Raw genomic sequence first — 17,405 nt, 5'->3', positions numbered from 1 at the left:
AGGCGGGTCCCAGTCTCACCAAGCTCAGTCGAAGTCCCAGCCGAAGGCCCACGCGCCCGCCAGCAGGGGCACCGCCGCGAGTCCGACGGCCAGCCACAGCGCCCCGAGAGCGCGCCGCTGCCGCCACCCCCAGCCCAGGCCGGCGAGGGAGGCGACCAGCCCGGCCACGGTGAAGTGGCCGCCGACCGCGTTGGTGGCCCAGGTCGCGCCGGTCGCCAGGGCGAGAGCCCAGGCCAGCGGGTGGGTCGTCTGCGGCCGGCCCGCCATGGTCCGAGCGAGCGCGACCGCGACGAGGACGACGCCGGCGTACCAGAGCCAGTGGCCGACGTACTCGTCCCAGAGCTCGGCGGCGGGTGACGGATCGGCGTTCCAGATCGAGTTGGCAGCCAGGTGGATGCCGTGCCCCGAGACGTACAGCCACGACCCGATCCCGAGCAGGACGTACGTCGCCCGGTCGGCCTGCGCCGCGAGTGCCACCAGCAGCGCAGGGGTGAGGACCAGGAGCGGGACGAGGAGGTCGACCCAGTCGGTGACCCGGGTCCCGCGACCGGCCTCGCCCAGACCGCCGGGGAGCGACCCGAGGTGGTGGCACAGGTTGTAGGCGACCGCCGTCAGCGCGAGTGCGACACCGTGGCGGGCACTCGGCACGGGGTCAGGCACGGGGTCATGATGCCCCGCCGCCCGCGCCGAGCCTGGCAAAGCTCGCCAGGAGGTACTGCCCCTCGATCCTCGACACCAGGCCGAAGTCGTCGGTGCCCACCGTCCACGCGACCAGCGCGGGGGCGGTCTGCCTCGACTCGTAGACCAGGGTCCGGTCGTCCAGCCAGCCAGCGACCGGGCAGCACTGGAGGAACCGGCCCTCGTGCCCGCCGTCGCGGATGTCCCACATCATCGCCAGGACGGACGTCGTACCGCCGGCCGAGGCGACGATGAACTCCGGCTCCGACAGATAGCTCCCCGCGTCCGCGACCGGGATCGGCACCCCCATCCCGTAGGCCTGCGCCTGGGACCCGTCGTGACGGCGGGTCGGCCCGAAGGCCTGTGCCGACCCGACGTCGAACGGCGGTTCGAACGACTGCGAGCGCTGGTCGCTGAGCTGAGCTCCCGTGACGTCGTAGACCGGCCCGGCGCCACCGGCCTGCCTGGGAGGCAGGACGAAGGCGTCGTCGGCGACCCAGGTGACGAAGCGGGTGACCCGGTCGCCGGTGGCGATCGAGCGCCACTCCCGGGTGGCGACGGTATAGACGGCCACCCCGTCGTTCTGCGGGAAGACGAGGTAGTCGCCCCTGGGCGACAGCATCGACTGGTGGACCGGCCGGTAGCCGTAGCCGTTGGGCTTGACCAGGTCGTCGAGCCCCTCGAGTGAGACGTCGAGCCGGCCCCCGTCGGCGTCGACGAGCCGGACCCGGTCTCCCACAGAGAACGCGGCCACCGCGTGGTCCATCCCGTCGACGTTGGGCTCCGACTCGAGGTCGATCACGGCGGGGAGGGGTGCGTCCTCGACGGGCGGGAGGTTGACCTCCTGCTCCTGGCCGAGGCTCCACCAGACCGGCACGCCCTCGTACGCCGCGTCTGGCTCCGCCGACGGTGTGGGGATCTGCGTCGGCACACCGGGGGCCGGCGTGGGTTGCGTCGTCCGGCCGTCGTCGACGAGGACGGCGACGCCGACGGTGACCGCCGCCATGGCGACGGCCGCGGCACCCACCGTCGCGAGCCGGCCCCGGCGTCGGGCCCGCCGCCCCGCGCGCCAGGCGGTCCCCGACAGGTCCGGCATGGTCACCTCGGCCACCCGCTCCTCGAGCAGGTCGCGCAGCTGTTGGTCGGTCATCTGAGCTCCTCCACGGGGCCGAGCAGCTCGGCCAGCTCGGGCGACGACTCGCGCATCCGGCGTAGTGCGTCGTGGGTCGTGCTCTTCACGGTCCCGACGCTGACCCCGAGCACGTCGGCCGTCTGTCGCTCGGAGAGGTCGTCGTAGTAGCGCAGCACCACGGTCGAGCGCTGCCTGGGGGTCAGCCGGGCCAGGGCGTGGTCGAGCAGGAGACGGCGGTCCACGGACGGCTCGCCGCCGGCGGCCGGCCGGTCACCGGGATCCGCCACCACCTCGTGCCGCTGCTTGCGCCACCACGAGATGTTGGTGCGCACGATGACCTGACGGGCGTAGGCCTCGGGTGCCTGGTCACGGAGCCTCCCCCACCGCGCGGCCACCTTGGCCAGCGCGTCCTGGACCAGGTCCTCCGCGCGGTGGTGGTCGCCGGTGAGCAGGACGGCGGTGCGCAGCAACGCGAGCTGGCGGTCGCCGGCCCAGCGCGTGAACGACGCCTCCGCTTCCGACTCCACGACCTGGGAACGCCTCTCCCGGCCCAAAGGTTGGGTCTTAGAGCAAGGATCGCACCAGGTCGGCGAACCTGCCCGCGTTCGCCGGGTCGACGTCGAGGTAGAGGCCGGGCTCGATCAGCTCGAGCTCGCTCACCGCCCAGGCGCCGTCCCAGACCATCATGTCCACCCGCGCGTACGACAGGTCGGCGGCCCAGCGCTGCGAGGCGGCGTGCACGGCCGCCTCGGCCAGGGCGGACTGCTCGTCTCCCAGCTCGACCGGCGTGCTCCGCCCGCCGTAGAGCTCGTGCACCCGGATCTCGCCCGGCCCGGCTCCCGCCACCGCCTTGTCCACCTGCGACACCGCGCGGCCGCGCAGCACGTGGACCGAGGTCTCGCCGGTCGTCCGCACCGACGCGACCACGGGCTGGACCACCCAGGGAGCGGCGGTCAGGCCCTCGAGCCGCTCGTCGCCGACGCTCGAGGCGACGACGACGCCCACCCCACCGGCACCGGTCCGCGGTTTGACCACCACCTCGCCCCACCTCTCCAGCGCCTCCCGGAGACCCCGCACCAGGGTGGCGTCGTCCAGCAACGTGGTCGGCACGCACGGCACGTCCTGGGCGAGGTCGACCAGGTAGGCCTTGTCGGCGTTCCACGCGAACACGTCAGCACCGTTGAGCAGCCTCGTCTCGGACTCCACCTTGCGGGCCCAGGCGAGGAACTCCGCCGTCCGGCGGTGGTAGTCCCAGGTGGATCGCACGGCCACCAGCTCCGCCGCGGCCCAGTCGACGGACCCGTCGTCCCACCCCACCCATCGGCTCTCGATCCCGCGCTCGGCCAGGGCGGAGACGAGCAGCTCGCCCCCGGGCTCGCCGTTCGGCAGCAAGGAGAAGGTCACCAGCAGCACGGTCACCGCCGCACGATATGCGGCGCGGTGTGCGGCTAGGGCCGTGCGATGCGTGAGAATGCACGCGTGTACTTGTTCGCCGCACTCGTACCACCACGGGAGATCCTCGACGACCTCTGGGCGGTCGCGGGTTTCACGCCCGACCCGCCCCCGAGAGAGCCGCACCCGCCGGGCTGGCACCGGGCCCGGCGTCGGCGTCGCCGGGAGGAGGCCACGGTGGAGGTGGCCGCGCCTTCTCCGGTGCTGGAGCTGTCACCCGTCGCCCACGTCCACCTGCCCTTCGCGAAGTTCGGCAACCTCGCGCTCCACGACGCCAACCGGCTCGTGGATGCCCTGACCCGGGCAGCCGCCGACTGGCCCTCGCCTCGGCTGCGGTTCGCCGGCTACAGCCCGGTCGAGTCCGAGCAGGACCCATCGGTCTGGGTCGACCTCGAGGGCGACCTGGACGCTGTCGGCACCGTCGTCCGCGGCGTCCACGAGGTGGCAAAGCTGACGAGGCTGTTCGTGGACCGGCGGGTCTTCCAGCCACGGGTGCGACTCGGCGGTGTCCGCGCCAGCGCGACGGAGTCCGAGCTCGAGCAGCTGCTGGCCACGCTGGCCGCCTTCGAGACCAACGCCTGGTGGCAGACGACCTTCGGGTTGTTCACCCCGGCCGAACAGGGACGGGACCGGCCGTCCTACCGGATCTACGAGGAGATCGCCCTGGGTCCGCACGTCGTGCACTGACCCTTTCTTGGCACGAACCGCTCACGCGATGGGGGCGAGCACCTCTCCCGGGTCGGTCGTGGACGAGGGCGGAGACGGTGGTGTCGAGTCCTCGGCCGGAGTCGGCGTCGATTCCTCAGCCGGCGTCGATTCCTCGGCCGGCGTCGATTCCTCGGCCGGCGTCGATTCCTCGGCCGGCGTCGGTGTCGCGTCCTCGGCCGGCCTCGGCGTCGCGTCCTCGGCCGGCGTCGGCGTCTGACCCTGCCGGTTGGCACCGACGACGTTCAGCAGCGCGTCGACCGGCATCGGTCGGTGCAGCAGGTAGCCCTGGACCAACGGGGCGCCCACCTCGTCGCGGACCTTGTCGAGCTGGCTCTGTCGCTCGATCCCCTCGATCACCACGTCGAGGGACAGCGCCTCCGCCATGCTGACGATGCCGGCCAGGACCGAGCACGCGCGCTGGTCGGTGTCGATGTCGCTCGACAGGGACGCGTCGATCTTCACGACGTGTGCGGGGACGCGGTGCAGGTAGCCGATCGACGAGAAGCCGACTCCGAAGTCGTCGACGGCGAACTGGACGCCGAGAGCGGAGATCTTGCGCATCGCCTCCAGCACGGTCGCGTCGTCCGCGACGCCCTCCCGCTCGGTGATCTCCAGCACGAGGCTCGTGCCTCCCATCAGCCGCACGGTGCCGGCGACGAGGCTGAGGAACTCGGGGTCGCGCAGCTGCCGCGGAGACACGTTGACGCTGATGGAGATCCGGCCGGCGGCGGCCGCCCGCAGCGCGGGGGCGTCGCGCGCCACCGTCTCCAGCACCCGTTCACCAAGGCCGACGATCAGTCCGGTGGACTCGGCGATCCGGATGAAGTCCTCGGTGGGCATCTCGACCCCGTCCTGGCGCCACCGGACCAGGGCCTCGACGCCGACGATCCGGCCGGTCCGGGACGCGACGACCGGCTGGTAGACGACGTCGAGGCCGTCGGTCTCGATCGCCCTGCGCAGGCCCTCGACCAGCTGCAGGCCCTCCATCCGCTCCTGACCCATCGCCGGCTCGTAGGCCACCGCCTGGGCCTTGCCGCGACCCTTGGCCTCGTACATCGCCAGGTCCGCGTTGCGCAGCAGGGTCTCTCCGGAGTCGATGCCGTCACCGAACGCGATGCCGATCGAGCCGCCGAGCGCGACCTTGTCGGCGCCCGCCTGGATGTCCTGCCCGAGGCTCGCGAGGATCCGGTCGGCGATCTCGAACGCCTCCTCGCGGGTGGTGATGCCCTCGAGGAGGACCGCGAACTCGTCACCGCCCAGCCGGGCCACCGTGTCGCTGGCCCGGGTGCACTCCAGCAGCCGGCGTGCGACCTCGACCAGGACCGCGTCCCCGGCGGCGTGACCGTACTGGTCGTTGACGGGCTTGAACGCGTCGAGGTCGAGGAAGAGCAACGCGATGCGGACCTGGCTGCGCCGAGCCCGGAGCAGGGCGTGAGCCACGCGGTCGAGGAGGATCCCGCGGTTGGGCAGGTCGGTGAGCGGGTCGTGGCGGGCGTAGTGGACCATGTCGGCGGTCAGCTGGATCCGGGCGAAGGCGTCCGAGCCGAGCACCGCCAGTGCGCCGAGCGCCTGCTCGTCGGCGGCGATCGTCGACCGGGCCCGGTCTCGGGCCGGCGCCACCACCCACAGCGGGTCCTTGCCGCGCTTCACCTGGGCGCCGACCTCGTCGTGGCCCGGCGCCGAGTCCCTCAGCTCGACGTCCGAGAGCCTGATCAGCCGGCGGGCGTCGTAGAGCAGCGCGTCCCCGATCTGGTCGGGCACGTGGACCGACTGGACCCGCACCGCTGCCTCGAGCAGAACAGTCAGCCGGCGCTGGTCCTCGCGACCGCGGGTCACGGCGCGCGTGGACAGCAACAGGGTCAGTAGCGGGACGACGAGGAGGACGAGCGTCCACCAGGGGTTGTTGCGCAGCATCACGGCGGCGAGGTAGCCCAGCAGGTCGAAGGGGACGAAGGCCGCCACGGCGAGGAGGGTGCCGCGTTGGATCAGCTGCTTGCGCAGCTGGGCCTCGGTGTCGATGGCAACCGAGACCGCGGAGAGCACGTAGTCGACGAGGAAGTAGGCGCAGGCCGCAGCCACCATGGCCACCAGCTCACGCGCCGTTCCGATCCCGTCCGCGCGGATCAGGTGGAACAGCGCCGCCGCGGTGCTGGCGGCCAGGATCCCGACACCGACGTTGAAGATCTTGGCGATCATCCGCTTGTCCGCCAGGACCTGGGTCAGGATCACCGCGGCCCCCCAGATCGCGATCGCGGACGGGGCGTCGAAGGTGCACAGCAGGAACATCAGGATGCTGGAGTCGAAGCCGATCTCGATTCCGCCGTCCTCGCCGTCGAGGACCATGGGGTACCTGGCCACCACCCCCACGAGCGGGATCGCCACCGCGGCCGCGACGCCGAGCTCCCAGTCGGCACGCATCCCGCTGACGAGGCCCCAGCCCCACAGACCCATGCCCAGGACGAACAGGCTGAGGTCGAACGGGAAGCTGCGCGAGTCGCGCAGCCTCGTTCGATGGCTCGACATGGGGTCTCCTCCGCCTCCGCTCCTGCCCTCCAAGTATCGAGTGGAGAACGTCCCGCCCGCGGCGGAATGCGGAGATCCGACCCAGAGAGCCGACCCGGCCGTTATCCGCCGGCCACCGCCGGGATCACCGAGATCTGGGTGCCGTCCGGCGTCGGCGTGGCGAGATTGTCGAGGAACCGGACGTCGTCGTTGCCGACGTAGACGTTGACGAAGCGGCGCAGCTCGCCGTTGTCGTCGAGGATCCGCGCCTTGATCCCTGAGTAGCTGCCGTCGAGGTCCTCGAGGACCTCCTGCAGGTTGGCCCCGCTCGCGGTCACCTCCGACTCACCGCCGGTGTAGGTGCGCAGGATGGTGGGGATCCGGACGGACACGCTCATGTGCGGGCTCTCTGCTCTCTCAGGGGTGGTCAGGCGATTCCGGTGGCGGCGAACGCGGCGTACGTCGGCTCGATGGTGACCGCGGCACCGACCCGGTCGGAGACGGCGTCGAGGGTCTTGAGGCCGTGGCCGGTGTTGATGACGACGGTGTCGAGGTCAGGGTCGAGCTGGCCGGTCTCCACGAGCTTCTTGAGCACGCCGACGGTCGTCCCCCCGGCGGTCTCGGTGAAGATGCCCTCGGTGCGGGCCAGCAGCACGATGGCGTCGCGGACCTCGTCGTCGGTGATGTCCTCGACCGCGCCGCCGGTCTCGCGGCAGATGTCGAGGACGTAGATGCCGTCGGCCGGGTTGCCGATGGCCAGGCTCTTGGCGATGGTGTCCGGCTTGACCGGGCGGATCGCGTCGACGCCCGCCTTGTAGGCGACCGACACCGGCGAGCAGCCGGTGGCCTGGGCGCCGAAGACGCGGTAGGGCTTGTCGGCGACGAGTCCGAGCTTGATGAGCTCCTGGAAGGCCTTGTGCACCTTGGTCAGCTGGGACCCGGACGCGACGGGGATGACGATCTGGTCCGGGAGCCGCCAGCCGAGCTGCTCGGCGATCTCGTAGCCGAGCGTCTTGGAGCCCTCCGCGTAGTAAGGCCGGACGTTGACGTTGACGAACGCCCAGCCGTCCTCCTCGCCGGCGATCTCGGAGGCGAGCTTGTTGACGTCGTCGTAGTTGCCGTTCACCGCGACCAGCTGCTCGGTGTAGACCGCCGAGTTGACCTGTTTGGGCTGCTCGAGGTCGCTCGGGATGAAGACCACGGTCTTGATGCCGGCGCGGGCGCCGGCGGCCGCGACCGCGTTGGCGAGGTTGCCGGTGCTCGGACAGGCGAACACCTTGGCGTCCAGCTCGCGAGCCGCGCTCAGGGCGCAGGCCACGACCCGGTCCTTGAAGGAGTTGGTGGGGTTGGTCGAGTCGTCCTTGACCCACAGGTTGGCGATGCCCAGCTCACGGCCGAGGTTGTGTGCCTTGAGCAGCCGGGTGAACCCGGGCTCGGTGTTGGGGCTCTGCTCGATGTCGGACGGCACGGGGAGCAGCGCCTTGTAGCGCCAGATGTTGGGCGGTCCCGCCTCGATCTCCTCGCGGGTCACCAGGGGGAAGTCGTAGGCGATCTCGAGCGGGCCGAAGCATTCCGGACACGCGTAGAAGGGGCCGAGGTCGACCTGGTGGCCGCACTCGCGGCACGAGAGTGCGGTGGCGTGCCCGAAGGCCCCGGCTCGGAGCTTGGACTTCTCTGCGACTGCGGCGCTCACGAGACCTCCTCATCTTTCCGGGGCGACCATCGCACCCGGACGGATTTGGCACCTTTCCGCGCCGATCGAGCAGCGCGGCGGTTGCCGGGACTTCGTTGGGCCGTTCCCTCAGTCCCTCTGGATGAGCAGTGCCCACAGTAGGGATCGCCGACAGACGGGCGCGAACCGGAATCCCATCATGCGGACAGCAGTCTCAACGACCGGACACTTCTCAGGCGGCGGCGGTCGCCTCGGACGCGCCGGTGTGAGTGAGAGCACCCCGCACCACGTCGAGGACGTCACCCACCACGTTGACCGTCAGGGCGTCGCGGACCTCGGCCGGTACGTCGTCCAGGTCGGGCTCGTTGCGCAGCGGCACGAAGACCTCGGTGAGCCCGGCCCGCTGGGCCGCGAGGAGCTTCTGCTTGAGACCACCGATCGGAAGCACCCGGCCGCCCAGGGTCACCTCGCCGGTCATCCCGACCTCAGAGCGCACCGGGCGACCGGTCGCCAGCGAGGTGAGCGCGGTGACCATGGTGATGCCGGCCGATGGGCCGTCCTTCGGTGTCGCCCCCGCGGGGACGTGGACGTGGATCGCCTTGTCCTCGAAGTACCCCGGGTCGACCCCGAGCTCGGCCGCATGGGACTGCACGAAGGTCAGGGCGATCTGCGCCGACTCCTTCATCACGTCACCGAGCTGGCCGGTCAGCGTCAGCCCGGACTTCCCCTCGTGCGCGGAGGCCTCGATGAAGAGGACGTCGCCGCCCATGCCCGTGACGGCCAGGCCGGTGGCGACGCCGGGCACCGCCGTCCGCTCCGCCGACTCCGGCGTGAACCGGGGCCGCCCGAGCAGGTCCTTGAGGTCCGGCTCGTCGATGTCGACCCGACCCTCGACGAGCCCGGCGCCCGTCGCGAGCCGGGTCGCAGCCTTGCGCAGCGCCTTGGCGAGCAGCCGCTCCATCTGCCGGACACCGGCCTCGCGGGTGTAGCTGGCCGCGAGCTCACGCAGCGCCGCGTCGCTGACCGTGACCTCCTCGTCCGTGAGCGCCGCCCGCTCGAGCTGGCGCGGCAGCAGGAAGTCGCGGGCGATGGCGACCTTGTCGTCCTCGGTGTAGCCGTCGAGCGTGACCAGCTCCATCCGGTCCAGCAGCGCCGACGGGATCTGCTCCACGACGTTGGCGGTGGCGATGAAGAGGACGTCGGACAGGTCGAGGTCGAGCTCGAGGTAGTGGTCGCGGAACGTGTGGTTCTGCGCGGGGTCGAGGACCTCGAGCAGCGCCGCGGCCGGGTCGCCTCGATAGTCGGAGCCGATCTTGTCGACCTCGTCGAGCAGGACGACAGGGTTCATCGAGCCGGCTTCCTTGACAGCCCGCACGATTCGGCCCGGCAGGGCACCGACGTACGTCCGGCGGTGGCCACGGATCTCGGCCTCGTCCCGGACGCCGCCGAGGGCGACGCGGACGAACCTGCGCCCCATGGCCCGGGCCACGGACTCCCCGAGCGAGGTCTTGCCGACCCCGGGAGGACCGGCCAGCAGGACCACCGCGCCGGAACCGCGGCCGCCGATGACCTGGAGCCCGCGCTCGGCCCGGCGAGCCCGGACGGCCAGGTATTCGACGATCCGCTCCTTCACCTCGTCGAGGCCGTGGTGGTCGGCGTCGAGCACCTCCCTGGCCTGGGAAACGTCGTTGTTGTCGTCGGTCCGGGTGCTCCACGGCAGCTCGAGCACTGTGTCGAGCCAGGTGCGGATCCACGCCGCCTCGGGGTTCTGCTCGCTGGAGCGCTCCAGCTTGTCGACCTCCTTGAGCGCAGCCTCCCGGACCGCCTCGGGCAGCTCGGCCGCCTCCACCCGGGTGCGGTAGTCGTCGGCGCCCTCGGGCTCGCCCTCGCCCAGCTCTTTGCGGATGGCGGCGAGCTGTTGGCGCAGCAGGAACTCGCGTTGGCTCTTCTCCATCCCCTCGCGGACGTCCTCGCCGATCTTGTCGGCGATCTCGGCCTCCGCCAGGTGGTCGCGGGTCCAGGCGATGAGGGTGGTCAGGCGCGCCTCGACGTCCGGCGTCTCGAGCAGCTCGCGCTTCTGCTCGTCGGAGAGGTACGGCGCGTAGCCGGCCGCGTCCGCGATCCCACTCGGGTCGGTCATCCGGTTGACGGTGTCGATGATCTGCCAGGCCTCACGGCGCTGGAGCACGGCCACGACGAGCCGCTTGTAGTCCTCGGCCAGCTCGCGGGCGCGGTCGGTGACTGCTTCCTCGGGCTCCTCGACCGGCTCGACCTCGACCCACAGCGCCGCACCCGGCCCGGTGACGCCGCTGCCGATCCGGGCCCGGCGTCCCGCGCGCAGGACCGCACCCGGGCCACCGCCCATCAACCGGCCGACCCGCTCGACGGTCGCCACCACGCCGTACGAGGCGTAGCGGTCCTCGAGCCGCGGCGCGATGAGCAGCTCGTTCTCCCCGGTCGCCTGGGCCGCGTCGACCGCGGCCTGCGCGGCCTCGTCCAGCGAGATCGGCACCACCATCCCCGGCAGGACGACGACGTCGGACACGAACAGCACCGGGAGTGAGGGTTGAGTCATGTCGGCTCAACTCCTCGCGGGCTTTCCCCTGTTCCGGCGTTCGCTGTGAGCGGACGCGCGGTGCGGGGAGGTTTCCCCGCCCCGCCCTAGGCTCGCAATGCCGCCGCGTCGGAGGTCAGCTGGCGCAGGAAGGCCATCACCCCGTCAGGGCCGTGCACGACGACGTCCGACAACGGGACCAAGGCGCTCTGCTCGCTCGAGGCGGAGCACACCAGCAGGGTCGGCAGGCCGTCCTTGGCGAGCGCGGTCACGGCCTCGAACGCCTCCAGGTCGCCCAGGTCGTCGCCGGCGAAGCAGAACGCACCCGCGTCGACCTCGTCGACGATCCGCTCGACGACCAGCCCCTTGTGCATGCCGGCCGAGCGCACTTCGACCACGTTGCGGCCCGGCTCGACGACCAGGTCGTGGCTGCCCGCCAAGTCTCGGAGCAGCGGGAGGAGCACCTCGGTGGCGCGCTCCGGTTCACGCATCCGGCGCGTGTGGATGGCGACGGCCAACCCCTTCTCCTCGACGTAGGCGTCCTCGGCTCCGGCCCGGCGCAGGAACCGCGGCAGCTCGCGCAGGAACGTCGCCAGACCGTGCGGAGGCCGCGGTCCGATGACCCGGCGGTTGGTGGAGCTCCACCGCTCGTTGCCGTACTGCCCGAAGACGAACAGCTCCTTGCCGGCATCGCCGATCGCGTTGCCGACCACCTCGAGCCCGCCGAGGTCCAGCGCCTGGCGCGCGGGCCGACCGGTGATCACCGCGACGGCGCGGACCTGCTCGGCCAGCTCGACCAGCACCTGGGCCGCGTCGTCGTGGATGTGCGCGAGGGCCGGGTCGTCGACGATCGGCGCCAACGTGCCGTCGAAGTCCAGCCCGACGACGGCGTCCGCGGCGGCGCGCACCAGTGCGGCGTACCGCTGCTCGCCCTCCGTCGAGGTGAACTCCACCCCCGAAGCCCACCACACACCCGTCGGTTGCCCCAAAGCACCCTCGGGGCGTACGCCGCCGCGAGTACCGTCAGGCCGTGCCCGGACACCGGATCCCTCTCGTCGTCGCCTCGACCCTGCTGTCCATTGCACTGGGGATGAGCGTGCCGACCGGGAGCGCCGCCGCCGTGGCCGACGAGGCGCCCACCGTGGGGACGCCGTCGATCGCCACGAGCTCCGCCGCGACCGTGCAGGTGTCGGTGCCGGTCGACAGCCACGGCAACGAGACCACGGTCATGGTGGAGTACGTGACGGCCGGGGCCTACCGGGGCGCCGGACGGCGCCCGCGGGTCCCGTCGGCGGCGACCACGGTGACCATCGGCACCATCCCGGCCTCGGACGCCGGCCCCGTCGTGGTGGCCGGACAGGTCAGCGGTCTCGACCCGGGCTCGACCTACCGGATGCGGGTGAAGGCGCTGAACGTTCGAGGTGAGGCGGCCTCGGCCGACATGACCGTGGCGATGCCGGCCGCGCCCAAGGTCACCTTCAAGGCGAGCGTCGGGGCGGACACGACCAAGCTCACCAAGCTCCTGCTCACCCGTCTGACCGGCGGGGAGTCCGCGACGGTGCGGTGCAAGAGCGCCGCCAAGGGCTGCCCCTTCACCAGCAGGACGGTCGACGGGCTGGCCGCACGCAAGCACTCCCTGACCTCGCTGCTGAAGGGCGTGCCCCTCGACCCCGGCGCCAAGGTGGTCATCCGGGTGAGCGAGTACGACGTCCGGCTGGCGACCCTGACGTTGACGATGCGCGACGGTCAACAGCCCAAGGTGAAGCGGAGCTAGGTCAGCGGTCCGGTGAGGATCAGGGTCAGGCGGTCGAGTCGCATCGGTTCCACGGCGGGCGCGGTGCGCCGGATGCCGAGGTCGAGGGCGAGCTGCTTGGCCGCCGCCTTGAGCCGCTTGGGGTAGTAGACCGTGGTCGCGTCGACCGTGCCGTACCAGTTGTCCGATCCGACGACCTGCCACCCGATCCTGCCGGCCCGGGTCGCGACCCGGCCGGCCAGTCCGGTGATCCCGGAGTTGTTGTAGACCTCGACCGGCACCTTGCCCCGCTGCACCGGGGGCTTCTTGGCCGGCTTCTTCGTCGGCTTCACCGACGGGGTCGGGGTGGCGGTCGGCTGCTTGGCGATCGTGGTGATCTCGCGTTCCGCGGGCGGGGTGTCGCGAGTGGCCACGAAGGCCACTGCGGCCATGACGACCGCGACGATGCTGAGCATCACCACGGGCGACGGCAGCACGAGCCCGCGCTCGTCCCGGGCCCTGGTGACGGCCCTGGAGCTGGGCACGGTCAGAGCTCGAAGCCGAGCCGGCGAGCCGATCGCTGGCGCTGTCGGGCAGCGCGCAGCCGGCGGAGCCGACGCACCAGGAGCGGGTCGGCCTCGAGCGCCTCCGGGCGGTCGATGAGGGCGTTGAGCACCTGGTAGTAGCGCGTCGACGACATGTCGAACTTGTCGCGGACCGCGGTCTCCTTGGCACCGGCGTACTTCCACCAGTGCCGCTCGAACTCGAGGATCTCGCGGTCACGGTCGCTGAGGGCCGCCTGGAGCTGCGGCTCCGAGGCGACAGCGCTCCCCACGTTCGCGGCGTCCATGGCTGCCACTGTAGGCGAGTAATCACACCGATGTCATTCACACGCCCGGCGTGTACGCGCCGAGCTGCACACGACAGGGTGGACCCATGACCCCGACCCGATGGGCCATCCTCGGCCCCGGCCGCATCGCCCGCACCTTCGCCTCCGACCTCGCCCTGGTTGCGGGGGCCGAGCTGGTAGCGGTCGGCTCCCGCTCGGCCGAGCGGGCCCGCGCCTTCGCCCAGGAGTTCGACGTCGAGTCGTCCTACGGCTCCTACGAGGAGCTCGTGAGCGACCCGCGGGTCGATGTCGTCTACATCGCCTCGCCGCACGCCCTGCACCTCGAGCACGCGCGGCTGGCCTTCGAGGCCGGCAAGCACGTCCTCTGCGAGAAGCCGCTGACCCTCTCGGTCCCCGAGGCAGAGGAGATGGTCGCACTGGCCGCCCGGCACGACCGCTTCCTCATGGAGGCCATGTGGACCGCCTGCCACCCGGTGATCCTCGAGGTCCGAAGGCGCATCCAGGCCGGCGACCTCGGCTCGCCGCGGCACCTGCATGCCGAGCTGGGCTTCGTCGTGCCTCCAGACGCCTCGACCCGGATGCACGACCCGGCGCTCGGCGCGAGCGCACTCCTCGACATGGGCGTCTATCCGCTGACCCTGGCCCACCTGATGCTGGGCGAGGCCGAGGAGCTGGTCGCGACCGCGCAGCTGTCGACGGACGGCATCGACCTGGACGTCGCCATCAGCGGTCGCTACCCGGGCGGAGCGCTGGCGACGATGACCGCGTCGATGACCTCGTGGTCCTCAGACCGCGCGGAGATCGCCACCGATGCCGGACGCCTGTCCCTGGAGCCCTTCCACCACCCCGACTTCGCGACCTGGGTGCCCTACGCCGCCGGCGCCAGCCACGGCGACGCTGGTGGGGACCCACAGAGGATCTCCGGTGCCGTGCCGGTCATCGGTCACGGCTTCGGCCACGAGATCGCCGAAGTCGGCCGCTGCCTGGAGGCCGGGCTGCGGGAGAGCCCGTTGGTCCCGCATGCCCAGACCCTGACGATCCTGCGCCAGATGGACGACGTACGCCGGCAGGTCGGCGTGGCGTTCCCGACCGCTGGAGGCTGAGGACGGCCTGGGCTGCGCGCTTACCCGACCGACGCTCGCCGTTCCGGACCCGGCGGTGAGTCAGGTCCACTTTGGCTCAGCGAAATGGTGCCTGGCTCACCGCTGCGAGCGTCCTTGACGCGGAGACCCGGCCTGCTACGCGCGCGGGCACCACCCCAGCCCCAGGACCGAGCGCCACATGGGCATGCCCGGACGGTCACCACGGGTGCTGCACCTACACCCGCAGGTACCTGATCACCGCCCGCACCCGACGGTGCTGGGCGTCGTCGGGCAGCAGGTCGAGCTTGGCGAAGATGCGCTGCGTGTGCTTCTCGACGGCACCCAGGGTGACCACCAAGGCTTCGGCGATCGAGGCGTTGGAGCGGCCCTCGGCCATCAGCGCCAGCACCTCGAGCTCACGCGGGGTGAGACCACCGAGCGGGTCGCGGCGGCGTCCCATCAGCTGCTGGACGACCAGCGGATCGAGCACGGTGCCACCGTCGGCCACGCTGTCGAGCGAGCGCAGGAAGTCGTCGACGTCGCCGACCCGGTCCTTGAGGAGATAGCCGGTGCCGCCCTCACCGGCGGCGAGCAGGTCGTCGGCGTAGGACACCTCGACGTACTGCGACAGCACCATGATCCGGGCCTCCGGCCACGTCCGCCGCACCTCGACGGCGGCGCGCAGGCCCTCGTCGGTGTGGCTGGGCGGCATCCGGACGTCGACCACGCTGGCGTCCGGTCGCAGGTCGAGCACCGCGGCGACGTAGGCCGGACCGTCGCCGACCGCAGCGACGACCTCGTGCCCTGCCTCGACGAGGAGCAGCTGCAGGCCCTCGCGGAGCAGGACCGAGTCGTCCGCGACCACCAGTCTCATCGCACCGTCACAAAGGGGATCCTCGCCTCCAGCACGGTCGGCCCGCCGTCAGGGGAGCTCAGCGCGAGCGTCCCGTCGACGCCGGCGAGCCGCTGGGCCAGCCCGGCGAGGCCTTGACCCTTGCCTAGGTGGGCCCCGCCGCGACCGTCGTCCTCGACCCGCACCGAGACCGCGCCGTCGGCCGCCACGACCTGCACGGACACCCGGGTCGCCCCGCTGTGCTTGGCGATGTTGGTCATCGCCTCCGCGACCACGAAGTAGACAGCGGTCTCCACGTGCGGCGGCAGGCTGTCGGGCACCCGCACCACGGACTCGACGGGTACGTCGCTGCGCACCATCAGCTCTCCCAGCGCCGCCCGGAGGCCACGATCGACGAGCAGGGGCGGGGCGATGCCGCGGGACAGGGAGCGGAGCTCGTCGACGGTCTCGCGGGCCTGGCGCAGGGCGGCGTCCAGGGTCTCCGCCACCTTGGCCGGGTCCTGGTCGAGCTGCTTGCGCGCCCGGCCCAGGTCCATCGAGAGCCGGACCAGGCGCTGCTGCGGGCCGTCGTGGATGTCACGCTCGAGGCGGCGCAACGAGGCGGCCTCGGCCACCCTGGCCGCGTCGCGCCCTCCCTCGACCCGGGCGACCTCCTGCTGGAGCTCGGCACGGCCGCAGAGCACCGCCTCGGCGAAGCCACCGTGGAACGATGCGAGGGCCCGGACCACGAACGGCAGGGTGAGCAGGGCGACGAGCCCGATCATCGTCTGGAGCGCGACATCGGCGAACCGGGTGTCGCCGAAGCCGATGAGCTCGGCGAGCGACTCGTCCCGCCCGTCCTCCGGCAGATAACGCTCCCAGAACCAGTAGGTCAGGCCGTTGAGGGTCGCCGCCCACCACACGAGCGTGACCACGAACACGAACGTGCCGGTGACGAACGACACCAGGCTCCAGACCACGTCGAGCCATGACTGCGGGTCGCGCAGCGGCGTGAAGACCCGGCGGAAGAAGCCGGCGTCCGGAGCCGCCCGGAGGTACGCGGGGACCGGAGCATGCCGCCCCAGCCACGACCGGAGCCGCAGTCGCTCCAGCTGGGCGACCGCCCGGGCCGCCAGGGTGCCGGCGACCAGCAGCAGGACGCCGCCGACGATGACGGCCGTCCCGATGCCCACGGTGACGAGGACGAGCACGGTGACGAACGAGACGAGGCCGAGCGGGAAGGCGGTCAGCGTGTATGCCGACTCGCGCAGCGTCCGGCGCAGGTCGGTGAAGTCGAAGCTCACGGAGGTCGTCTCCGGACTGTCGGTGTGGAGGGTATCGGTCATGCCCGCCAGCCTCGTCCGGCGCGGACTCGGCCACGATCCTGCCAGCCCGACACGTGTTGTCGGGCTGGCCCGACACCCCGGGGTTCCTTGACACCCATCGCGGTGGGCACGACGTTTGTGCACCCAACGCTCCCTACCGAAAGAGACGCTCGTGACCTCGTCCTCCCGCTCATCCCGCTCACGCCGCTCGTCGGTCCTCGTCCTGCTGCTGGTTCTCGTGCTGGGCTCGGTCGGCTTCGCCGGCACGGCCTACGGCGCGAGCCTCACCGCCAAGCAGGTCAAGAAGATCGCCGCCAAGGTGGTCAAGAACAAGGCCCCCAAGCTCAGCGTGAAGCACGCCGGGACGGCGGACAGCGCCACCACCGCCGGCACAGCGGGCAACGCCGCCAATCTGGGCGGGCAGCCCGCAACGACGTACCTCGACCGCGTGGCCTTCGAAGCGCTCAACAACAGCGTGCAAACGGATGGCGGCGTGACCCAGCAGGTCCTCAACCCCACCGTCATCGAGGTGCCCAGCGGGGTCGGCTTCGTGCGGGTCGACACGGTCGTGAGCTTCTCCAGTCCCGCCGTGCTTCTGTTCATGTGGATCTCCAAGGGCACGTGTCAAAACTCTGGCGACGACTTCAACCACCGGCAGATGGGAAGCACTGAGGGGACCCAGACCTCGGTCAGCGCGACCCGGGTCTACGCCGTACCTGCAGGCCCGTCGTCGTTCCGAGTGTGCGTATGGACGACCGGCGACTCGGCCGTCACCAACAGGTCGATCACCATCCAGACGGTGGCCGGGGACTTCAACGGCTGAGCCCGTAGGTGGCGATCCCGCTGCGACCGCGCAGCTCAGCTGCGAGGGCTGCGGCAACTGGGG

Annotated in this window: 17 protein-coding genes and 1 riboswitch; of the genes, 4 read left to right on the top strand and 13 right to left on the bottom strand. The window is 71.6% G+C overall.

The features are described 5' to 3' along the window. Positions 1–24: 24 nt before the first annotated feature. Genes ACYVC6_RS06825 through ACYVC6_RS06810 form a run of 4 tightly spaced genes read right to left on the bottom strand, consistent with a single transcriptional unit; the run spans position 25 to position 3,229 of the window. Positions 25–660, bottom strand: coding sequence for a hypothetical protein (locus ACYVC6_RS06825; protein WP_460712275.1), 636 nt, complete (start codon positions 658–660; stop codon positions 25–27). Positions 661–664: 4 nt separating this feature from the next. Then, positions 665–1,828 (bottom strand): hypothetical protein, encoded by a 1,164-nt coding sequence (locus ACYVC6_RS06820; protein ID WP_460712273.1) that lies wholly within the window; start codon positions 1,826–1,828, stop codon positions 665–667. Continuing rightward, positions 1,825–2,337, bottom strand: a complete 513-nt coding sequence (locus tag ACYVC6_RS06815; RefSeq protein ID WP_460712271.1) for a SigE family RNA polymerase sigma factor — start codon at positions 2,335–2,337, stop codon at positions 1,825–1,827. Before ACYVC6_RS06815 ends, ACYVC6_RS06820 begins: the two co-directional genes overlap by 4 nt. A 37-nt stretch (positions 2,338–2,374) precedes the next feature. Next, the gene (locus ACYVC6_RS06810; protein ID WP_460712269.1) at positions 2,375–3,229 is read right to left on the bottom strand and encodes an ATP-grasp domain-containing protein; all 855 of its coding nucleotides are present in this window, start codon (positions 3,227–3,229) and stop codon (positions 2,375–2,377) included. Between the two features lie 60 nt (positions 3,230–3,289). Between ACYVC6_RS06810 and ACYVC6_RS06805 the strand changes: the two genes are divergently transcribed. Continuing rightward, on the top strand, positions 3,290–3,949 hold the full coding sequence (locus ACYVC6_RS06805) for a 2'-5' RNA ligase family protein (RefSeq protein ID WP_460712267.1): 660 nt from the start codon (positions 3,290–3,292) through the stop codon (positions 3,947–3,949). Positions 3,950–3,970: 21 nt separating this feature from the next. On the opposite strand, the gene ACYVC6_RS06800 is transcribed toward ACYVC6_RS06805, so the two are convergent. From ACYVC6_RS06800 to otsB, 5 genes are all read right to left on the bottom strand, one after another. Next, entirely contained in the window at positions 3,971–6,493 is a 2,523-nt protein-coding gene (locus tag ACYVC6_RS06800; RefSeq protein ID WP_460712265.1) for a putative bifunctional diguanylate cyclase/phosphodiesterase, read from the bottom strand. Positions 6,494–6,594: 101 nt separating this feature from the next. Next, complete coding sequence (locus ACYVC6_RS06795; RefSeq protein ID WP_460712263.1) at positions 6,595–6,870, bottom strand: MoaD/ThiS family protein; 276 nt, start codon at positions 6,868–6,870, stop codon at positions 6,595–6,597. 29 nt (positions 6,871–6,899) lie between these two features. Continuing rightward, entirely contained in the window at positions 6,900–8,165 is a 1,266-nt protein-coding gene (gene thrC / locus ACYVC6_RS06790) for a threonine synthase (protein WP_460712261.1), read from the bottom strand. Between the two features lie 6 nt (positions 8,166–8,171). After that, a riboswitch (SAM riboswitch) is annotated at positions 8,172–8,293 on the bottom strand. Between the two features lie 83 nt (positions 8,294–8,376). Next, positions 8,377–10,719, bottom strand: a complete 2,343-nt coding sequence (gene lon / locus ACYVC6_RS06785; RefSeq protein WP_460712259.1) for an endopeptidase La — start codon at positions 10,717–10,719, stop codon at positions 8,377–8,379. An 86-nt stretch (positions 10,720–10,805) separates the two neighbouring features. Continuing rightward, on the bottom strand, positions 10,806–11,651 hold the full coding sequence (otsB, locus tag ACYVC6_RS06780; RefSeq protein ID WP_460712257.1) for a trehalose-phosphatase: 846 nt from the start codon (positions 11,649–11,651) through the stop codon (positions 10,806–10,808). A 77-nt stretch (positions 11,652–11,728) separates the two neighbouring features. Here otsB and ACYVC6_RS06775 point away from each other — a divergent pair, with 77 nt between their 5' ends. Next, positions 11,729–12,472 (top strand): fibronectin type III domain-containing protein, encoded by a 744-nt coding sequence (locus ACYVC6_RS06775; protein ID WP_460712255.1) that lies wholly within the window; start codon positions 11,729–11,731, stop codon positions 12,470–12,472. On the opposite strand, the gene ACYVC6_RS06770 is transcribed toward ACYVC6_RS06775, so the two are convergent. Both ACYVC6_RS06770 and ACYVC6_RS06765 read right to left on the bottom strand, forming a co-directional pair. Then, positions 12,469–12,975, bottom strand: a complete 507-nt coding sequence (locus ACYVC6_RS06770; protein WP_460712253.1) for a LytR C-terminal domain-containing protein — start codon at positions 12,973–12,975, stop codon at positions 12,469–12,471. The two genes, ACYVC6_RS06775 and ACYVC6_RS06770, sit on opposite strands and share 4 nt — an antisense overlap. A 2-nt stretch (positions 12,976–12,977) precedes the next feature. Then, entirely contained in the window at positions 12,978–13,280 is a 303-nt protein-coding gene (locus tag ACYVC6_RS06765) for a DUF3263 domain-containing protein (RefSeq protein WP_460712251.1), read from the bottom strand. Positions 13,281–13,366: 86 nt separating this feature from the next. Here ACYVC6_RS06765 and ACYVC6_RS06760 point away from each other — a divergent pair, with 86 nt between their 5' ends. Beyond that, entirely contained in the window at positions 13,367–14,383 is a 1,017-nt protein-coding gene (locus ACYVC6_RS06760) for a Gfo/Idh/MocA family protein (protein WP_460712249.1), read from the top strand. Between the two features lie 214 nt (positions 14,384–14,597). On the opposite strand, the gene ACYVC6_RS06755 is transcribed toward ACYVC6_RS06760, so the two are convergent. Both ACYVC6_RS06755 and ACYVC6_RS06750 read right to left on the bottom strand, forming a co-directional pair. Next, complete coding sequence (locus tag ACYVC6_RS06755; RefSeq protein WP_460712247.1) at positions 14,598–15,236, bottom strand: response regulator; 639 nt, start codon at positions 15,234–15,236, stop codon at positions 14,598–14,600. Further along, positions 15,233–16,540, bottom strand: coding sequence for a sensor histidine kinase (locus tag ACYVC6_RS06750; RefSeq protein ID WP_460712245.1), 1,308 nt, complete (start codon positions 16,538–16,540; stop codon positions 15,233–15,235). Before ACYVC6_RS06750 ends, ACYVC6_RS06755 begins: the two co-directional genes overlap by 4 nt. A 151-nt stretch (positions 16,541–16,691) precedes the next feature. Here ACYVC6_RS06750 and ACYVC6_RS06745 point away from each other — a divergent pair, with 151 nt between their 5' ends. Further along, positions 16,692–17,342: a hypothetical protein gene (locus tag ACYVC6_RS06745; protein WP_460712243.1), complete on the top strand. Its 651-nt coding sequence runs from the start codon at positions 16,692–16,694 to the stop codon at positions 17,340–17,342. Positions 17,343–17,405: the final 63 nt, after the last annotated feature.

The sequence above is a fragment of the Nocardioides dilutus genome (assembly GCF_054779555.1).
This window is presented reverse-complemented; position numbering and strand designations above follow the sequence as displayed.

Bases quoted from the DNA above. Each gene is read 5' to 3' on its own strand.
- ACYVC6_RS06820 (WP_460712273.1), bottom strand. From the start codon at position 1,828: ATGACCGACCAACAGCTGCGCGACCTGCTCGAGGAGCGGGTGGCCGAG.
- ACYVC6_RS06760 (WP_460712249.1), top strand. From the start codon at position 13,367: ATGACCCCGACCCGATGGGCCATCCTCGGCCCCGGCCGCATCGCCCGC.
- ACYVC6_RS06750 (WP_460712245.1), bottom strand. From the start codon at position 16,540: ATGACCGATACCCTCCACACCGACAGTCCGGAGACGACCTCCGTGAGC.
- lon (WP_460712259.1), bottom strand. From the start codon at position 10,719: ATGACTCAACCCTCACTCCCGGTGCTGTTCGTGTCCGACGTCGTCGTC.
- ACYVC6_RS06765 (WP_460712251.1), bottom strand. From the start codon at position 13,280: ATGGACGCCGCGAACGTGGGGAGCGCTGTCGCCTCGGAGCCGCAGCTC.
- ACYVC6_RS06800 (WP_460712265.1), bottom strand. From the start codon at position 6,493: ATGTCGAGCCATCGAACGAGGCTGCGCGACTCGCGCAGCTTCCCGTTC.
- ACYVC6_RS06795 (WP_460712263.1), bottom strand. From the start codon at position 6,870: ATGAGCGTGTCCGTCCGGATCCCCACCATCCTGCGCACCTACACCGGC.
- ACYVC6_RS06755 (WP_460712247.1), bottom strand. From the start codon at position 15,236: ATGAGACTGGTGGTCGCGGACGACTCGGTCCTGCTCCGCGAGGGCCTG.